Annotated in this window: 12 protein-coding genes; 4 read left to right on the top strand and 8 right to left on the bottom strand. The window is 56.5% G+C overall.

What is annotated here, in order from left to right; all coding sequences use genetic code 11:
- Position 1 precedes the first annotated feature (1 nt).
- The 4 genes from ABHF33_RS12535 to ABHF33_RS12520 are packed head-to-tail and all read right to left on the bottom strand — an operon-like array spanning position 2 to position 4,429.
- Positions 2 to 1,687 carry a putative 2-aminoethylphosphonate ABC transporter permease subunit gene (locus ABHF33_RS12535; protein WP_348944268.1) on the bottom strand — a complete coding sequence of 562 codons (1,686 nt, stop codon included), beginning with the start codon at positions 1,685 to 1,687 and terminating at the stop codon, positions 2 to 4.
- A complete protein-coding gene (locus ABHF33_RS12530) occupies positions 1,684 to 2,772 on the bottom strand; it encodes a putative 2-aminoethylphosphonate ABC transporter ATP-binding protein (protein ID WP_348944267.1) in 1,089 nt (362 codons plus the stop codon). Before ABHF33_RS12530 ends, ABHF33_RS12535 begins: the two co-directional genes overlap by 4 nt.
- A gap of 9 nt (positions 2,773 to 2,781) precedes the next feature.
- Positions 2,782 to 3,354 (bottom strand): phosphonate degradation HD-domain oxygenase, encoded by a 573-nt coding sequence (locus tag ABHF33_RS12525; RefSeq protein WP_348944266.1) that lies wholly within the window; start codon positions 3,352 to 3,354, stop codon positions 2,782 to 2,784.
- Between the two features lie 55 nt (positions 3,355 to 3,409).
- Positions 3,410 to 4,429 (bottom strand): putative 2-aminoethylphosphonate ABC transporter substrate-binding protein, encoded by a 1,020-nt coding sequence (locus ABHF33_RS12520; protein WP_348944265.1) that lies wholly within the window; start codon positions 4,427 to 4,429, stop codon positions 3,410 to 3,412.
- 191 nt (positions 4,430 to 4,620) lie between these two features.
- Here ABHF33_RS12520 and ABHF33_RS12515 point away from each other — a divergent pair, with 191 nt between their 5' ends.
- The gene (locus ABHF33_RS12515) at positions 4,621 to 5,499 is read left to right on the top strand and encodes a LysR family transcriptional regulator (protein WP_348944264.1); all 879 of its coding nucleotides are present in this window, start codon (positions 4,621 to 4,623) and stop codon (positions 5,497 to 5,499) included.
- 170 nt (positions 5,500 to 5,669) lie between these two features.
- On the opposite strand, the gene ABHF33_RS12510 is transcribed toward ABHF33_RS12515, so the two are convergent.
- The 3 genes from ABHF33_RS12510 to ABHF33_RS12500 all read right to left on the bottom strand — a co-directional run bounded on the left by ABHF33_RS12510 (position 5,670) and on the right by ABHF33_RS12500 (position 12,510).
- The gene (locus tag ABHF33_RS12510; protein ID WP_348944263.1) at positions 5,670 to 8,927 is read right to left on the bottom strand and encodes a carbohydrate-binding protein; all 3,258 of its coding nucleotides are present in this window, start codon (positions 8,925 to 8,927) and stop codon (positions 5,670 to 5,672) included.
- Positions 8,928 to 9,076: 149 nt separating this feature from the next.
- Positions 9,077 to 9,622: a molybdopterin-dependent oxidoreductase gene (locus ABHF33_RS12505; protein WP_348944262.1), complete on the bottom strand. Its 546-nt coding sequence runs from the start codon at positions 9,620 to 9,622 to the stop codon at positions 9,077 to 9,079.
- Between the two features lie 32 nt (positions 9,623 to 9,654).
- Positions 9,655 to 12,510, bottom strand: a complete 2,856-nt coding sequence (locus ABHF33_RS12500; protein ID WP_348944261.1) for an HD domain-containing phosphohydrolase — start codon at positions 12,508 to 12,510, stop codon at positions 9,655 to 9,657.
- A 271-nt stretch (positions 12,511 to 12,781) separates the two neighbouring features.
- On the opposite strand from ABHF33_RS12500, the gene ABHF33_RS12495 reads away from it, so the two are divergent.
- Together ABHF33_RS12495 and ABHF33_RS12490 are read left to right on the top strand one after the other, a co-directional pair.
- Complete coding sequence (locus ABHF33_RS12495) at positions 12,782 to 15,817, top strand: PAS domain S-box protein (protein WP_348944260.1); 3,036 nt, start codon at positions 12,782 to 12,784, stop codon at positions 15,815 to 15,817.
- Complete coding sequence (locus ABHF33_RS12490) at positions 15,814 to 16,824, top strand: response regulator (RefSeq protein ID WP_348944259.1); 1,011 nt, start codon at positions 15,814 to 15,816, stop codon at positions 16,822 to 16,824. The genes ABHF33_RS12495 and ABHF33_RS12490 overlap by 4 nt, the downstream gene beginning before the upstream one ends.
- A gap of 6 nt (positions 16,825 to 16,830) precedes the next feature.
- On the opposite strand, the gene ABHF33_RS12485 is transcribed toward ABHF33_RS12490, so the two are convergent.
- Positions 16,831 to 17,094 carry a TfoX/Sxy family DNA transformation protein gene (locus ABHF33_RS12485; RefSeq protein ID WP_348944258.1) on the bottom strand — a complete coding sequence of 88 codons (264 nt, stop codon included), beginning with the start codon at positions 17,092 to 17,094 and terminating at the stop codon, positions 16,831 to 16,833.
- Between the two features lie 148 nt (positions 17,095 to 17,242).
- On the opposite strand from ABHF33_RS12485, the gene ABHF33_RS12480 reads away from it, so the two are divergent.
- Entirely contained in the window at positions 17,243 to 17,485 is a 243-nt protein-coding gene (locus ABHF33_RS12480; RefSeq protein ID WP_348944257.1) for a BufA1 family periplasmic bufferin-type metallophore, read from the top strand.
- The last annotated feature ends 72 nt before the right edge of the window (positions 17,486 to 17,557 follow it).

Below are 17,557 nucleotides of genomic sequence, written 5' to 3'. Positions count from 1 at the left end.
ATTAATCACGCCAGCGCTGGCTCTTGCGCTGCAGTAGCCAACTCAATACCGCAAAGACAGCGCAGGCAAGCGCCGAGCTGGCGACAATCAGGCTGGCCATCGCGGCGGCCGCAGCGGTATCACCGGCGTCGTCCATATTCAGTACCGAGACTGAAGCGAGCATCGTGTCGGGGGTGTAGATAAACACCACCGCCGATACCGTCGTCATCGTGCCCACAAAGAAATAGCGCGCGATGTCGAGCACTGCTGGCAGGCACACCGGCAAAGTCACGCGCCAGGCGGTCAGCCAGAACGGTACTTTGAGCGAAGCGGCTACCGCTTCAAACTCGCGATCGAGCTGCTTGAGCGCCGTCACTGCGGTTAAATGCGCGGTGGTATAAAAATGCGCAATCGAGCACAGCACCAAGATCGCCAGCGTGCCATACACGCCATGCAGCGGATTGGACGGGTGATTAAAGAAAAACACATAACCTAGACCCAAGACCAAGCCGGGCACCGCCATCGGCAACATCGCCAGCAAGTGCAAAGCCTGCCGCCACGGCTGCGCCGCTGCCACTTTTTCGGTTAACCACGCGCCAACAAACACCAGCAGCGTGCCAAACACGGCAGTGCCCAGCGACATCAGCAAGCTGTTATAAAACGCTACCCAGCCACCACCATCAACGTCGTCAAAGTTGAAGTGATTGAGCGAGAATTGCATTTGATACGGCCACAGCTTGATAAACGCCGCCGCTACGGCCATCGCTAGAATCGCCAGCAAAGCGCCGCTGACCAGCGTACAAAATAGCAAGGCGATGCCATCGCGCAGCGGCTGGCGCTGCACGACCAAAGGCTGTGCGCGCGCGCCGAGCATGGCCTGCTGTTTGCGCTGCGCCAGATGGTCGAGCACAAATGACAGTAATGCAGGGATCAACAGCAGCACGCCAATCACCGCACCACGGCTAAAGTTTTGCTGGCCAATCACCTGCTTGTAGGCCTCCAGCGCCAGCACATTAAATTGCCCGCCGATCACTTTGGCCGCGCCAAAATCAATCACCACCAGTGTAAACACCACCACGGCGGCCGAGAGCAAACCGTAACGCACGCTAGGCAGTGTGACCGTCAGCCATTGGCGGATTTTGCCCGCGCCCAATACCGTGGCAGCCTCATACAGCCGCGCATCGGCCACTCGCAAAGCGGTGAGCAAGATCATCAGCGCATGCGGGAAGGTGTAAAACACCTGCGCAATCACAATGCCCCAAAAGCCATAAATACTGCCGTCGGGAAACCACGATTTCAAAATGCCCTGATTGCCAAACAAATACACCAAGGCAATCCCGGGCAATAAGGATGGCGCCAGCAATGGCAGCAAGGCCAGCATCCGCATTAGCCCTTTGCCGGGCATCGCGGTACGGCACAGAGCGGCGGCATAGAGGTAGGCCAGCGGTAACACGATCAGCGTGGTGGCCAAGGCGAGCTGCACGCTGTTGAGCGTGCTTTGCAACATCCCCGGCGCAGCCAGACTGGCAGCAATACTCTGCCAGCCCCATTGGCCGGAGACAGGGTCAATAAAAGCCTGACTTAAAATCGCCACCAGCGGGCCAATCAGCATCATCGCCAAGGCTAGTACACACAGCCCAGCTAGACCCCAGGCGAAGATTTCACTGCGCGGGCGTTGTTGCGCCGCTTGGATGATTACTGCGCTCATACCCGTGCCCCACTGCCAAAACTGCGCAAGCGCCCGGGTGGAATCCGTACCGGAATCAGTTGCCCATCATCGATGCGCAAATTGGCCATCTCCCTATGCGTGGCGACAATGTGCAACTCGACGCCGCCCCACTGCGCCACAGCGACACGCAGCCGATAGATGCTGCCGATCAATTCACGATGCAGTAGCTTGCCTAAAGCGGTGTGCGATTCGGGTTCCCAGCTGGGCAGCAGCTCGATGTCTTCGGGGCGGATATAAAGCTCGCATGGCTCGCCTGCGCGCAAATTCTGCTCGGGCGCGGTGAGTAAATCAGCCTGCCCCAATGTCACGCTACGCGTGCCGCTGGCCGTGGCGCTGAGCCAATTGCAGTGCCCGACAAAGTTGGCGACAAAGCGGCTGGCAGGCTGCTGGTAGATTTGCTCAGGCGTGCCGATTTGCTCGATCACGCCGTGATTCATTACCACAATGCGGTCAGCCATCGTCAGCGCCTCTTCCTGATCGTGCGTCACCATGATGGTGGTCACGTTCAGACGTTGCTGCAATGCCTTGATCTCGAAGCGTAAATGCTCACGCACTTGGGCGTCGAGCGCCGACAAAGGCTCATCAAGCAATAGCAGACTTGGTGAGGTCGCCAGCGCACGTGCCAGCGCCACACGTTGCTGCTGGCCACCCGAGATTTGCGCCGGATATTTGCGATCTAAGCCGGGCAGGCCGATTAATTCAAGTAGCTCATCAACGCGGCGTTGTTTGTCTTCTTGGCGACCTTTCAAGCCATAGGCAATGTTGTCGCGAATATTCAGATTGGGAAACAGGGCATACGACTGAAACACAATGCCATAGTCGCGCTGCGCAGGGCTGGCACGCGTGATATCGCGGCCCGCTTGCAAAATTTGCCCCTGATCACAGCGCTCTAGCCCTGCAATCATGCGCAACAAAGTGGTTTTGCCGCAGCCCGAGGGGCCCAGCAGGCAGACAAATTCGCCTTTGTTGACGCTCAGGTCGATATTTTTCAGCGCCGTAAAGGCACCAAAAGATTTACCCAATTGCCGGATGTCCAGCTCTCGATGGTCTAGTTCAGTTTGCATATCACTATTTCACAGTGGGCTCTGCGCTGTGAGTGACACAGCGGCAGCAATAGAGAGGTAATCGGTGAGCGAAGAGGTTGGCAAATCAACTACCTTGGCCTGATCGTCAAAACGGCGCAGCTGCACGGCATCAGCGGCATAAGGGCGAGCGGCAAATTTGGCCACTTCAGCCTGATTCATCACGCCGCCTTGCACCTGTAATGATTGCAATGACGCGCTCGATAAGCTCGCCAAATAATCGGCTTCAATTGCACATAGATAGCGTTTGGCTTCCACGTGCAGGGCAATCGGCATCAGCACCGCAGGACCAAATAGCGGCTTGAGCGCAGTCACTGCTAGCGCTTCATGGTGATCATCAATCCCCTGCTCGACATCGTGGTCTTGCTGATTGGCTAATAGATGCCCCAAGTCGTGCAGCAAAGCGGCAGTGATTAAACTCGGGCTGGCGCCGGCCAATTGCGCAAAATGTGCGCTTTGCAGCGCATGCTCAAGCTGGCTAATCGCTTCGCCGCCATAGAGCTGCGTGCCTGCGTTGGCATACCAGCGCTCTAGTTCAGGCAGGGTTTGAATTGTGGGGAACATGCTTTATCCAGACTCGGCCAGCAGGATCGCCAACCGAGTCGATCAGGTGGGTCGATTACTTTTTAGCTTCTGATTTGCTGTCGTAGCGTTTGGTCCATTCAGCCAGAATGCGGTCGCGATTGCTCGCAGACCAACGCAGATCCTGCTTGATCAGGCGTTTTTCGTAGTCAGCGGGGATAAAGTTATTGGGCTTGGCAATGCCGGGCATCGCGACGATGGCGAAGTTTTTCTCATACAACTCGTTCGCAGATTTGGAAGCCGCCCAATCGGCCAGCTTTTTCGCCGCGTCCAGATTTTTGGTACCTTTCATAATCGAGGTGGCTTCCAGATCCCAGCCCAAACCTTCTTTCGGGAAGACCAGATCAATTGGCGCACCTTCGGCTTTGAGCTTGGCAGCACGGTATTCAAACGCAATACCAATCGGGAATTCACCCGCTGCGGCCTGTTTGCAAGGTTTCGAGCCAGAATGGGTATATTGCGCGATGTTATCGTGCAATTTATCCATATACGCCCAGCCTTCTTTCTCACCGAAAATCTGCAGCCATGCGCTCACATCAAAGTAACCCGTACCGCTTGAAGCTGGGTTTGGCATCACGATCTTGCCTTTGTATTCCGGCTTGAGCAGATCTTTCCAGCTTTCCGGTTTTTTCAAACCCAGTTTGGCCGCTTCAACGGTGTTAAAACACACCGTAGCGCCCCACACGTCCATACCCACCCAGGCTGGCGGATTGCTGTCATCGACGTATTGCTTACTCAGCTTTTCCACGCCTTTCGGTGCATAAGGCTGCAACATGCCTTCTTTTTCAAACACCAGCAGCGAAGATGCCGCCAGACCCATCACCACATCCGCTTGCGGATTGCTTTTTTCAGCCAGCAATTTGGCAGTGATAATGCCAGTTGAATCACGAACCCATTTCAATTTAATGCCTGGGTTTTCTTCTTCAAACTTGGCTTGATAAGCCTTGAGCTGATCGGCTTCCAGCGCGGTATAAACCGTCAGCGTGGTATTGGCCAGCGTCAGCGTTGAGGCCAGCAGCGCGGAGAGCGCCAGAGATAGAGTAGTTAGTTTTTTCATTGCGCAGCTTTCCTTGAGGGAGTGGATTTAAGCGTCGCAATTATGTGCATTGCTCCATTACAGCGGCATTACGTCTAGACGAATTTTTAAAGTCGCGGCTGCAATCGGCCTGTAGCTTGCCTTGCGTATGCTGCCAAGGTCTGTGCGTGAGTCTATTCAACAGACGATGCCCCGATCAACAAGGAGAAACCATGCTCACCAGCTGGCTCAGAATTTTTCTGGAAGTCACCCGCCAGGGCGGCGTAATGGCGGCGGCGCGACATTTGCAAATCAGCCAGCCCAGCATCACCAGCCAGTTGCGCAAGCTGGAGGAACATTTTCAGCTGGAATTATTCGAGCGGCGCAATGGCAGACTGATTCTTACCGACACTGCCGCCAGCCTATTACCGAAAGTAGAGCAATTGCTGCAACAGGAAGCCGATCTGGAATTCGAGCTGCGCCAACACAGCGAGCGCCAGGCCGGGCAATTACGCATCGGCGCTACCGGCCCGTTTTATCTGTTGCCGCTGCTTGCCCGCCTGCGCCAAGCCCAACCGGCACTACAAGTCGATGTGCAGTTTGGCAATTCGGCCGTGATGCTCGATGCCCTACTCAACTATCAGGTCGATCTGGCCGTTACCTCACAAACGCTGGATGATCCACGGCTAATGTGCCGCCCGCTGGCCACTAGCCCGCTGGTCTTGCTGGTGCCCAGTAGCGATCCGCTCGCTCACCTGAGCTCAGTGCCTTGCCAGCAGCTACAAGGCGCGACCCTGCTCACTCGCGAGGCTGGCTCGGTGACCCAGCAGGCCGTGGATGCCTTGCTGACCGATCATCAAATCAGCCTGCAGCGCCGATTGCAGCTGGGTAGCCGCGAAGCGGTGCGCGAAGGGGTGGCGCAAGGCTTGGGCTGGGCCTTGATGGCCGCCGGCGAAGTGGGCGAACATCCGCGCCTGCGCGCACTGCAGCTCAGCGATAGTCAGGTGGCGGTGCATGAATATCTATATCTGCTGCGCCAGCGCGCCGAAATGCGCGCAATTCGCAGTTTTTTGCAGTTGCTCCCACAGGCCGCTGTCACGGCGAAAGCCTAAAACCACACCCACCTGGCACCCCAATCGGCGCGGCGCAGACCTTGCAGTATTGCCCATCATTCGCCCTACCCAATTACACCGCTCAAATCCCAAAAACAAACGCCGGGCATTGCCCGGCGTGGTGTACTGCAGTGCCCATTTATGCCCACGGCAGTACCGTGGGCTGGGGCTTATTTGATTTTCACGCTGCCCGTCATGCTCCACGGGGTCCAGTTCAGACCGCTATCGCGCACGCGCACACGGTAGTACCAGGTTTCACCACTGGCCAGCTGCAAGGCGGCTGGTTTGCTGGCGAAGCGATCGTAGCTCGATAAATGCGTACACTGCCCGCCACGTGGGCCGGTGAGTGTGGTGCAACTAACGCCTTTGGAGAGCGACCAGCGCTCGAAGGCTTCATTGCCGCCGTCTTGCAAGATCTCGCGCGCTTGCAGGGCATTCGCAAGTGCAAGCTCATTAATCGACTTCCCGGCACGGGTATTGGCAAAGCTCGCTTCGGTGGTTCCGGTGTAGAACCAGTTTTCTCTGCGCGTCTGATTGCCCCAGATGTCAAAGGCGTCGCTAAAGTCGGCGTTTTTCGCTAGCTGCCAATGCGCTTCCAGCCCATCCAGCCCTGCTGGTGGCACAAATTGCAGCGTGAGATCGGCCAGCGCCACTTCGCCCAGATCACGTTGCGGCAGGCTTGGTGGCACCACCAGCGGCTGCTGGGTAATCTGCAACTGATCGGTCACCGGGAAGGCGGTGTTGGTGCCGGTAATCCCGCTGGAGCGGCGCACCACCGCCAGGCTTTGCTGCGGCCCGAAGCGGAAGTTGAGCGTGTTGTAGCCAAATTCATCGCGGGTAATGGTAAAGATATCGAGATCTTTGCCATCACTGCCCTGATTACCACCGCCTTCCAGCCCGCCGCTGGCGCTAGCGGCATTCAGCCACAGGTGTTTGACATCCATCGAATGCCCGCGCGCATAGCTATGCACGTGGCCAAACAGATTGCCGGTGATGGCCTGCGTGCGACGGCTGTAGTCTTCCAGCTCGGACACAAACTCGCAGGTGGCCATCACTTCGCCATTACGCCATTTTTCCGACAGACACGGGCCGTGGTTGATGCTGAAGACATACGGCTTGGCTTGCTGCTCGGCGCTGGCGATTTGCTGCTTAAACCAATCGAGCTGTGCCACACGGAATTGATCCCAATACATCGACATCGGCGTCCAGTTGCCATGGGCATGGCGGCCAGAAATCGGTGTGGTATCCAGACTAATCAGTTTCAGGCCCAGATAATCGGTGCTGTACCAGAAGCCGCGATACAGCGCCGAGCCATTATCCGGCACGCCAGCAAAGTATTTGCGATAGCTTTGCATGGCCTTATTGAGATCTGGCTGAGTGACCTTGGCCGGGTTGCCCATTTCTTCGGCGAAATATTCATGATTACCCGGTGCCGGAATAATCGGCACATACGGGCTGAGCGCCTGCAGGCGGCCAAAGAACTGATTGCGCCACTGATCGCGCGAACCGCCACTGGCCACAATATCGCCATGGTGGATAATGCCGGCGATTTTCTCGCTGCATTGCACCGGATCGGTGCTTTCACATTCGAGCGGAATCACGCCTTTGTTCACGATATCGGTAAAGATCGTGCCACGGCCATCTTGGGTATCGCTAAACAGGACAAACTTGGCCTGCTCGACGCCATCACCCGCTTTGGGCCAGGTTTTGAAGGCGTAGCGCTGTGATGTATAGGCTGTTAGGCCATCCGCGCTATGCGTTCGCACGTAATACTCATACAGGGTATTTGATTTGAGCTCGGTGAGCGCCGCATGCTGCACGGTGGCGTCTTTGGGATGAGGCACCGCAGCAAAGCGGCGGAAAACTTCGCCACTGCCAAATGGGCGCACCCAGACTTCGCCCTGCACTTGCGCGCTTTCAAACATCACCGTCATGCGATCGGGGCCGGGGCCTTGCAGTGATGGCGCGATGCTAAAGGTTGGCAAGCCAGCGCCGCTAGGTGGCTGCTGTGGATCGGGGCTTGGCGTGACAGTCGGTTGCGGCGTAACGCTTGGCTGCGGGGTGGCCGTTGGGCTTGGGGTCACGCTCGGAGTTGGGCTTGGTGGCAAGGTGGTCGGCTGCGGTTTCAACACCGCCAGCGGGGCTTCGGCCTTGGCCAGACTTTGCACTTCGGCATCTGACAATGCGCGCTGCCACACCGCCAGCTCGTCGTATTCCAGCGCAAAACGTTCAGCCGGATAGCGGCTGTAATAATCACCGCGCGCATCTTCATTCAGCGCCCAGCGATTAAAGCTTGGCAAGATATTCCCCAGCGCCGCGAAATTGAGCTTGATGCGATTCACAAAGCCTTTGTCGTCGGTGGCGGCGGCAGTCAGCACTTTGGCCTGCTCATCGACGGTGAGCGCAATATACGCCCAGCCTTTGCCCGCACCCGGCAGATAGCCATCCAGTCGCTTGCTGCCATCACCAATATTGATTTTCAGCCGGCCATCATTATTGCGGCCAATCGAAACCCCGGGGTTGAGGCCGGTTTCCCAGTCTTTATTGGCCAGAATGCTGGCGAGCTTATTGCCCATGTCTTCCGGCATGCGCAGCCAGAAACCGATGGTGTAAGTGCCACTCAAAGCGCGTGGCAAAAAGAGCGCTGCGCCCTGCTTGGCATCGAGTAACACGCCATTGGCAAAGCGGCCCGTGGCGCGCTGCTGCGGGCCCACGGCTTGCAAGGTAATACCGGCGACGCTATCGCTTGCGCTCTGCTCCAGCGGGTAGTAATGCACCAGACCTTGGGTGAGCGAAGCCATCGGCAAGCTGGCTGGGGTAGCACTCGGCGTTGGGCTCGACGTCGGCTCTGCGGTAGGCGTGGCAGTCACCATCGGACTTGGGGTCGGGGTCGGGCTTGGTGATGCTGTTGGTGAGACTGTTGGAGTGATAACAGGTGTAGGCGCTGGCGTGGCGGTCGCTACTGCGCACGCGCCCAGTTTGCGCCAGGGGCCCCATTCGCCGGATTGGGCTGGTTGATCGCCGCGCGTCCACCATTTGGCTTCATAAATCACCCCTTGCACCTGCACGCGCTGGCCTGCGGTGTAGACCGCTGCGGCTTGCCAGAGTGGGCTGCACTCGCCCGCTGCGGGAGTTTGGGTTGGCGTAGGGGTCAGGCTAGGCTGGCTGGTCGGCTGGTTGCTCGGCGAGACGGTCGGCGTTCCAGCGAGGGTGCGCCACAGCACGGGGGTCGCGGCCGGATTCCAGTTCGCGCCCTGAAAAGCGGTATGTGTAACTAGGGAGGTATATTCACGGGAACCATAGCTGACAACGCTTCCAGCAGGATACGTCACCCCTTCTTGCCAGGGCTCACTGGCCATCGCTTGCCCCGCGCCCAAAGCCAGACAGATTAATTGTGCCAGCAGGGTTGGCGTTTTCAGTTGCTGCATTTTCTCTCTCCATCATCCATGAATTTGAACACCAGTCTGGTGATGGAAAGAGATAGTAAAAGCCGCCGGTTGCGCCAGAATGTCAACTCACCCCGACCTGCATGGGTGAGCTATCAGCAATTGGGGGTGTTTTGCAATGCGCAGGCAATTCAGTCCAGCTGCAGCGTATCGAGCTGCCAGACCGAGCGATCATAAAAGCGCTGCACAGCATCCGGCGCAAATTTGTCGTAGGGGTAGATGACAAAGATCGGGCCTTTGTCGCGCGCAGCCATCGGCTTGCCATTGAGGCGCAGCGCCAGAATCACCTCATGCTGCAGCGCATCGCTCAGCGGGATCTCAACCGCATAATCATTGATGGCAATGGCCTTGATCCGTGTTCCGCTACCACCTGCAGCGTTAAGCACATCGCGCAGCAAGGGGCCGCGAAAAGTCACTTTGCGCGGATACCACGGCGTGGTGACGGTGTGCGAGACTTGCGGCAAGGCTTCGAGCATGCGCAAATCAAACTGCGCCAGCTTGCCCTGATTGGGTTTACTCACCTTGCCCGAGATTGTCAAAATCACTTTGCCTGCGGGTTTGTCCATCGCACTGGCCGTATTGGCCGCGAAAAAAGCTAGCAGCGAGGCCAGTGCCACCCTCTGGAGCAGCGCACGGCAGGCGGCAGGCAGTTTTTCCATCATCGGCGTTTGATTCATTATGCGTTCCTTGCTTGCGGTAAATTGATGCTTCAATGGGTGGGAGGCATGGCCAGCTGAACCAGCTGTTCCACATCCACCTCATCGAGCTGGGCGGGCGACATAAAACGCTGCGCATAATCAGACCAGATACGGCTGCGTAGGAAATAGACAAACAATTGGGCGTCAATATGCTGGTCTTTGCCCATCAAAGCCATAATGCGCAGCGACTCGGATACGCTTTTGGCCGATTTGTAAGGCCGGTCTGCCGCCGTGAGTGCTTCAAAAATATCGGCAATCGCCATAATCCGGTCGGTCAGCTGCAGCTGCTCGCCGCCAATACGCCGTGGGTAGCCCGTGCCATCCATTTTTTCATGGTGATTGGCAGCAATATCGGGCACCCGCTCCAGATGTGCGGGCCAGGGGAGTTTTTTCAGCATGATCAGCGTTTGCACAATATGGTCGTTGATTGCAAAGCGGTCTTCGTCGGTCAAAGTGCCTCGCCGCACGCCCAGATTGTGCAACTCGCCCAAATGTTGCCGGTTGGCGGGCAATTTCATGTCAAAGCCGTACACATTGTGCGGATCGCCCCGCTCAACAGGCGGTTTGCGCTCGCCCCAAGCCACCTGATGCTCAGGTTTGTCAGCCAGCACGTATTCGCTGGCTGGCAGCTCTGCAGAAGCTGGGCGATGACGCGATAGCCGCTGCAGCTCTTCGGCCGACAAGCCCAGGCTATCGTCAAAGTGGCGCAGCCAGGTTTGCGAGCCGATCTGCTGCAAACGCGCCAGCACCTGCTCGGATAAAAATTCCCCGCCCTGATTGCACTGGGCAACAAAAGCAAAATCGGCCTGCAACTGTGCTTGTCTGGCCAGACAAGACGCCTGTGCGGCGAGCGCATCATCCCCTTGCGCAATCGCACGAGCGCAATCGAGCTCGGCATCGCGCCACAGCACTTCAAAGCGCATGCGGACTTCATGAATGCGGTTGTAAATTACTTCAAGTTTGGTCGCTTTATCGACAATGTGCTCAGGGCTGGTGACTTTGCCGCAATCGTGCAGCCAGGCGGCAAGGTAGAAGGCATAGCGCTCTTCTTCATTGAGGCTGAAGGCAGCGTAGTTGCCGGTGTTTTCCTGGATCAGCTTATCGGCCAGCATCATCGCCAGCTCGGGCACGCGCTCGCAATGTCCGCCGGTGTACGGGCTTTTGGCGTCAATCGCATCGGCCAGCACACGAATCACCGCGTTGAATAATTTCTTTTGCGCCTCGATCAGTTGCCGCGTCTCAATCGCCACTGCCAACATGCCGCTCAAACGGCTGGCAAATGACATAAATTCGGCAGCGGCATGCTCCTGATCGTCGGGCAAACGCAGTGCCAGTAAGCCTTCCAGCCGCCCACTTCGCCCCCGCAGTTGCAGCATCAGCCGCCCTTCATGCCAATAGGTATCCTGCCCCGTATCCGATGGCCTATGCGCCAGCGTATCGGCAAACGAGTCAGGGATGCCACACTCGGCAGCACGTAGCAGGGTGTCAGCGTCTTGCTGCACCAGATAGACTGCTGCGGCATCGCACCGCGTCGCAGTCATGAATTTGCTCAAAACCTGCGCGAGCATGGTTTCAATACGCGGCTCGGCGCCAAGTACACGGCTGATCGACAAAAAGGCTTCTATCGTGCTGCCGACGTTGTCGATGACTTCGCCAAGCGTTTTTACCTCCCTGAGCCGTGGTGGCGGGCTTTGCGTGCGGCTAAAGTCAAAGCTCATCATCCGCCTTGCCCGCTCGGCGATGTTTTCCATACTTTTGCCAATGGCATTGCCAGCTAGCCAGCCAAAGGGCAGGAAAAAAGCGATCAGACCAATGGCAATCAGGATCAGGCGATTGCGGCTGCGCTGCAGATCACCCAGCAACTCATCGGCAGGTGCAGCCACCAGCAAGTGCAGATCACTGCCTTCAATCGCATCAAACGGCAGCGAGACCCCCAGCCATTCCTTGCCCCCGATATGGTAGGTCATCGCTTGCCCCATCTGCGCCGAACCTTCCAACGCGGCCAGGGCTGGCACATCCATTTCTTTGATGCTTTTGAAGCGGATGGTGTCGGTATTGGGCTGCTGCACCAGCACTTTGCTCATATCCTGATAAGCAATCACCAGTCCGTCGGCATTGAGCAGCGCCAACTCGGTGCCCGGCGTGATATTGAGCCCGCTCAAGCCTTCGGCCAGATCATCCAGCGCCATATCAAGGCCAACGATGGTTTCACCATTGCTTGCCAGCTTGGACATACTGGTGCCGACCTGCCGAGTGGAGAAAAACACATAGGGATTGGATACGACGGTATCTATCGTATCTTTGGCTGCGACATACCAGGGGCGGACGCGCGGATCAAACTGATAATCAGCCATCGGGCGACGCATTTGCAGCTTGTTTTCCGCGTCGAAATAGTAAAAAACCCCTTCCCTGCTACCGTCGGCGCGCTGCGTGACGGTTTGCACCAGAAAATTGGCTTCGGCAGGCGCCTGAAAGCGCTGACGAAGCTCGCGACTATCGAGCGGGCGTACCAGCAAAAAATCACCATTGCTGTACGCGATATAGATGGCAGAAACCAGCGGATTGGCCGACAGCTCTTCGGCAAACACGCCAATCCGGCTCAAGCGCTCATCCAGCACCTTGGCCGACACAATCGGATCAAAAGCCAGAATGCGCAAAGTGGCCGCGCCAGGCTCGATCATCCGGCGCGCACGCTCCGACACAATTTGTCCGGCATCTCTGGCGGTACGGCTGGCCGAATCGAGCAAAATATCGCGCGTTCCCACCCAGCCTATGGAAAGCAACACGGTGGCGGTGACAATCATCACCAGCATTAGCAGGCAGGACATGACCAAACGAGCAGGCCAGACACGGTGAACGCGACTCAATTGTGGCTCCTTGAGTAATTTATTTCAAAAAAAGTCAGGCCTGCAAAAGCAAGCAAGATTTAATCACGCATAACTTTATAGCTGATCTGACAGATGCATGCTTATATCACAAAGGCACTGTGCAGATTTCTGATGCAACAGCTGCAAGCCTGCCTACTTCCCCCGACAACCAGCCATCGCTTACAGACTTGAAAACATGGGAAAAATTGTCTGTGATGAAGAACTCCGATTCCAAAATTCTCTTGGCTGCGTACTTTCAAAAGGAAAGATCATGACCACAGCCCCACGCTCCAGCATTAGCGCAGTAGGCACCATCACAATTGACGAGCAGGGACTGATTTGCTCATTTGATGCCGTATCCGAGCGCATTTTTGGCTACACCCAGGCAGATGTTCTAGGTCGCAATATCGCCATGCTGATGCCAGCGCCCTACCAGGGCGAGCATGATCAGTATCTAAGCCGCTATCGGCAGGAAGGTGCGCCGCGCATTATTGGTCAGGGTCGCGAAGTGATGGGCCAGCACCGTGATGGACATAGTTTTCCGATCTGGCTGGCGGTCAACGAAGTGCGGCTGGGTGGCGAGCGGGTTTTTGTCGGCTCGATTGTCGAGCTATCCGAACAAAAAAGCATCGAGTCGGATCTGCTGCAAAGCCAGGAAACCACGCGGGCCATTCTGGCCACGGCGATCAATCCGATTATCACCATTAATGCCAAAGGAATTGTGTGCTCTTTCAATCCGGCGGCAGAAAAGCTGTTTGCCTATGAAAGCCATGAAATCCTGGGGCAGAACATCAAAATCATCATGCCGCAGCCCTATCACTCCGAGCATGACGAATATCTAGCGCGCTATCTGCGCGAAGGCCACCCGCACGTGATTGGCAAAGGGCGTGAGGTCGTTGGCAGAAAAAAGGATGGCTCGACTTTTCCCATGCATCTGTCGGTAGGCCGCATGGAAATCGGCGGCGAGCCGATGTTTGTCGGCATTATTGTCGATATGACCGAGCGTAAGGCCGCCGAAGCCGAGCTGGCCAATAGCCTGGAAACCACCCGCGCCATTCTGAATACGGCGATCAATCCGATTATCACCATTGATGCCATCGGCCAGGTGTGTTCGTTCAATCCGGCCGCCGAAAACTTGTTTGGGTATGCCCGCGACGAGGTACTGGGACAAAACATCAAAATCATGATGCCCGATCCTTATCAGTCCGAACACGATGGCTATTTATCGCGCTATTTGCGCGAAGGCAATCCACACGTGATCGGCAAAGGGCGTGAGGTAATGGGGCGCAAAAAAGACGGCTCAACATTTCCAATGCACCTGTCGGTTGGGCGTATGGAAGTGGGCGGAGAACCGATGTTTGTCGGCATTATTGTCGATATCAGCGAGCGCAAAAAAGCCGAAGCCGAACTACTCAAGCACCGCGACCGGCTGGCCGAAATGGTGGCCAGCGCCACCGCCGAGCTACAGCAAGCCAAAGAAGACGCCGAAGCTGGCGCGCATACCAAATCGGCTTTTCTGGCCAATATGAGCCATGAAATCCGCACTCCGATGAATGCAATTATCGGCTTTGCCGAAGTCGTACTGCAGGACGAAGCATTGAGCGAAGCCACGCAGGGCCATGTCCGAACCATCTTGCGTGCCTCGCGCTCCTTGTTGGGAATCATTAATGATGTGCTGGATATTTCCAAGCTGGAAAGCGGGAAATTTACGCTGGAAGACATCCCTTTTCATCTACCCAATGTCCTGCGCGATTTGCAGCATACCATCGAGCAGCAAGTGCAGGAAAAAGGCCTGAAATACCAGTGCCAGGTCGCCAGCAATACGCCGATGAAAGTCATGGGCGACCCAACTCGGCTGCGGCAGGTCTTGCTCAATATCTTGGGCAACGCGATCAAGTTTACCGACAAAGGCGAAATCGGCTTGCAGGTCATGGCTGGGCCAGAACCCGATATGCTGCAGTTCTCAATCAGCGACACCGGCATCGGCATGACCGAAAAGCAGCTGGCTAAAGTTTTTGACGCTTTTTCCCAGGCCGATGCCAGCACCACGCGCAATTTCGGCGGCACCGGGCTGGGCACCACCATCAGCAAGCAGATTGTTGAACAAATGCAAGGCCGCATCTGGGCTGAAAGCGTGTGGAAACAGGGCTCGACCTTTCATTTCAGCGCCAGGCTGCCCGCGATCAGCGCCGAGCAGCACTGCTTTAATGAGGATGAAAGCCTGCTCAACGAAGCTTATATCTCGCCGCGCCTGTTTAATGTGCTGCTGGCCGAAGATCTGGAAACCAATGCCTCGCTGGCTTTGCTGCGCATTTCACAACAAGGCCACCGGGTAGACTGGGTTAAAAATGGCCGCGAAGCGGTGCAGGCGATGATGCGGGGCGGTTATGAAATCATCCTGATGGATGTGATGATGCCGGATATGGACGGGCTGGAAGCCACCCGTCGCATCCGGACCTACGAGGCGACGCACAATAAAACGGCCATCCCGATTATTGCACTCACCGCCAGCGTGCTGCACGAAGACCATTTGCGTTGCCTTGGCGCGGGCATGAATTTTGTCGAAGGCAAACCGATTGATTTCAATATGCTGTTCCGCGCCATGGAAGAAATCGCCCCAGCCAACTTGGGCGTCGTGCGTGATACCAGTGCATCGGTCATGATGCCGACCATCGAGCCGCTAGCCAAAGAATTTGTCGAGCTGGCCGACATTGTCGATCTGAAAAAAGCGCTGTCAGTCTGGCAGGACCCGCAAATCTATGAAGACGCTTTGCTGCTGTTTTCCCGTCAGCAGGCCAATACCATGTCCGCGCTGCAATCGGCACTGGGGCGCAACCCGCCCGATTATGGCGATGCCTACCGCTTGCTGCACGCGCTCAAGGGCATGGCGGGCAATCTCTACCTGAGCCAGGTCTTTAATCTGGTTTGCCAGCTGGATGCACAGGTCAAGCCGCTGCTCACCGCTGGCGAGAGCAGCGAAAACACGCTGGATCTGCGCACGCTAACTCAGCTGGAACAGGCCATGCAGCAGGCCATTACATCGATTGAAACGCATGTGCAGCGCGAGCAGGCCGAAGAACAAACCGCTTGCTATGATGCAGAACAGGTTCGCGAGCTAATGAAGCGGCTGCACGAAGAGCTGGCCCAGCTCAACCCGGATACGGTCGAGCCACTGCTAAAAGATTTGCGCAAATTTTTGCCGCCCGAACAGGTGGCACCGCTATCGCGCATGCTCGAATCGTTTGATTTCAATGCCGCACAAGCCCACCTGGCTACACTGGGCGAAACTTTGGGGCTGACAACATGAAAAAAATCCTGATCGTCGACGACGAGCCCAATAATCTGCAAGTCTTGCGGCAAATCTTGCGCAGCCATTTTCAGCTCTACTTCACCACCGATGGCGAAAAAGCGCTGGAAGCGGCCTTACGCTACCGGCCAGACCTGATTTTGCTCGACATCATGATGCCCGAGATGGACGGCTACGAAGTCTGCAGCCGCTTGAAGCAGCAAAAAGAAACGCGCGAAATACCGGTGATTTTCATCACGGCCATGTGCGAATACGAGGACGAAGCACGCGGCTTTGATGTGGGCGCGGTTGATTACATCCAGAAACCGATTTCCGGCCCCGTGGTTCTGCGGCGCATTCAAACGCATCTGTCGCTGGTGCGTGCCAGATCACTGGAAGACAGCCAGCGGGAAACCATTTACATGATGGGAATGGCCGGGCATTTCAATGACAACGATACGGGCCAGCATATCTGGCGCATGGCGGCGTATAGCGGCTTTCTGGCCCGCGCCATTGGCTGGGACGAAGACATGGCCGAACGCATCGAGCTGGCAGCACCGATGCACGACACCGGCAAGATCGGCATTCCCGATAACATTTTGAAAGCTCCCCGCCCGCTGGACCCGGACGAATGGGACATTATGAAAACACACGCGCAGATCGGCCATCTGATTCTCAGCCGCGGCCACTCGCCGCTGTTTGCGCTGGCCGCCGAAATCGCGCTGACCCACCACGAAAAATGGGACGGCAGCGGCTATCCGGCTGGGCTGGCAGGTGAGCAAATCCCGGAATCGGGGCGCATTGTCGCGCTGGCCGATGTGTTTGACGCACTGACTACCAAGCGCCCGTACAAACAAGCCTGGAGCATAGACGCCGCAGTCACCGAAATCCAGCGCGGCTCGGGTACGCATTTTGATCCACGGCTGGTGGAGGCCTTTATGGCGAATCTGGACGCGCTGATTGCGCTGAAAAACAAATGGGAAGAGCAAGATAGCCTGACCTTTGAAAAAGAGATGCTGCAAAGATAAAGCCGCTTAATCTGGCGCACACCCCATCTCGTCCAGCCGCAATAAAATCTCGGTTTTTCTATCGCGCTTGATCTGCTGCCAAGCACAGTTTTCTTGTGCGCCGATCATGGCATACAGCAGATTGAGCGATACACCAGCCTGCTGGCGTCGCAATTGGGCGTACAACTCGAACGGATCTGCCGCCAGCAATTGCGCCGCATTTTCTATGCCGATTTGCGCCAGCATCTGCTGGCTTTTTGGCCCCAGGCCTTTCAAGTTGGTGATCTCCATTTTGCCTCCGACGATGTTCATTTCGCGTACTAATCTATGAGGGGCGCAAAAAAATTTGCCAGCCCCTGTCAGAAAGCCATCACCTTATCCGACCAAGCATCAGACGCCAATCACGGTGTCGCTTAAACCACTTCTGGAGCAAACGATCATGAATAAACAACTCATCCTGAGCACTGCCCTGACCGCTGTATTGGCTGCCGGGGTTTCCGGTACTGCCCTCGCTGCCGACAAGGAAAAATGCTATGGCGTTGCCAAAGCGGGCAAAAACGATTGTGCAGCCAACGGCCACGCTTGCGCCGGGCAAGCCAAAAGCGATAACAATGGCAAAGAATGGAAATACGTCGCGGCAGGCACTTGCGTCGAGATGAAAGGCACGCTAAAACCGATGTAAGCGCGGTGCAGATCGGGGGCAATACCAGGGATACAACCAAGGGTATTGCCACCCAACCAAGAATATAATTAG

This window comes from Chitinibacter sp. FCG-7 (genome assembly GCF_040047665.1).
Classification (GTDB): Bacteria; Pseudomonadota; Gammaproteobacteria; order Burkholderiales; family Chitinibacteraceae; genus Chitinibacter; species Chitinibacter mangrovi.
This window is presented reverse-complemented; position numbering and strand designations above follow the sequence as displayed.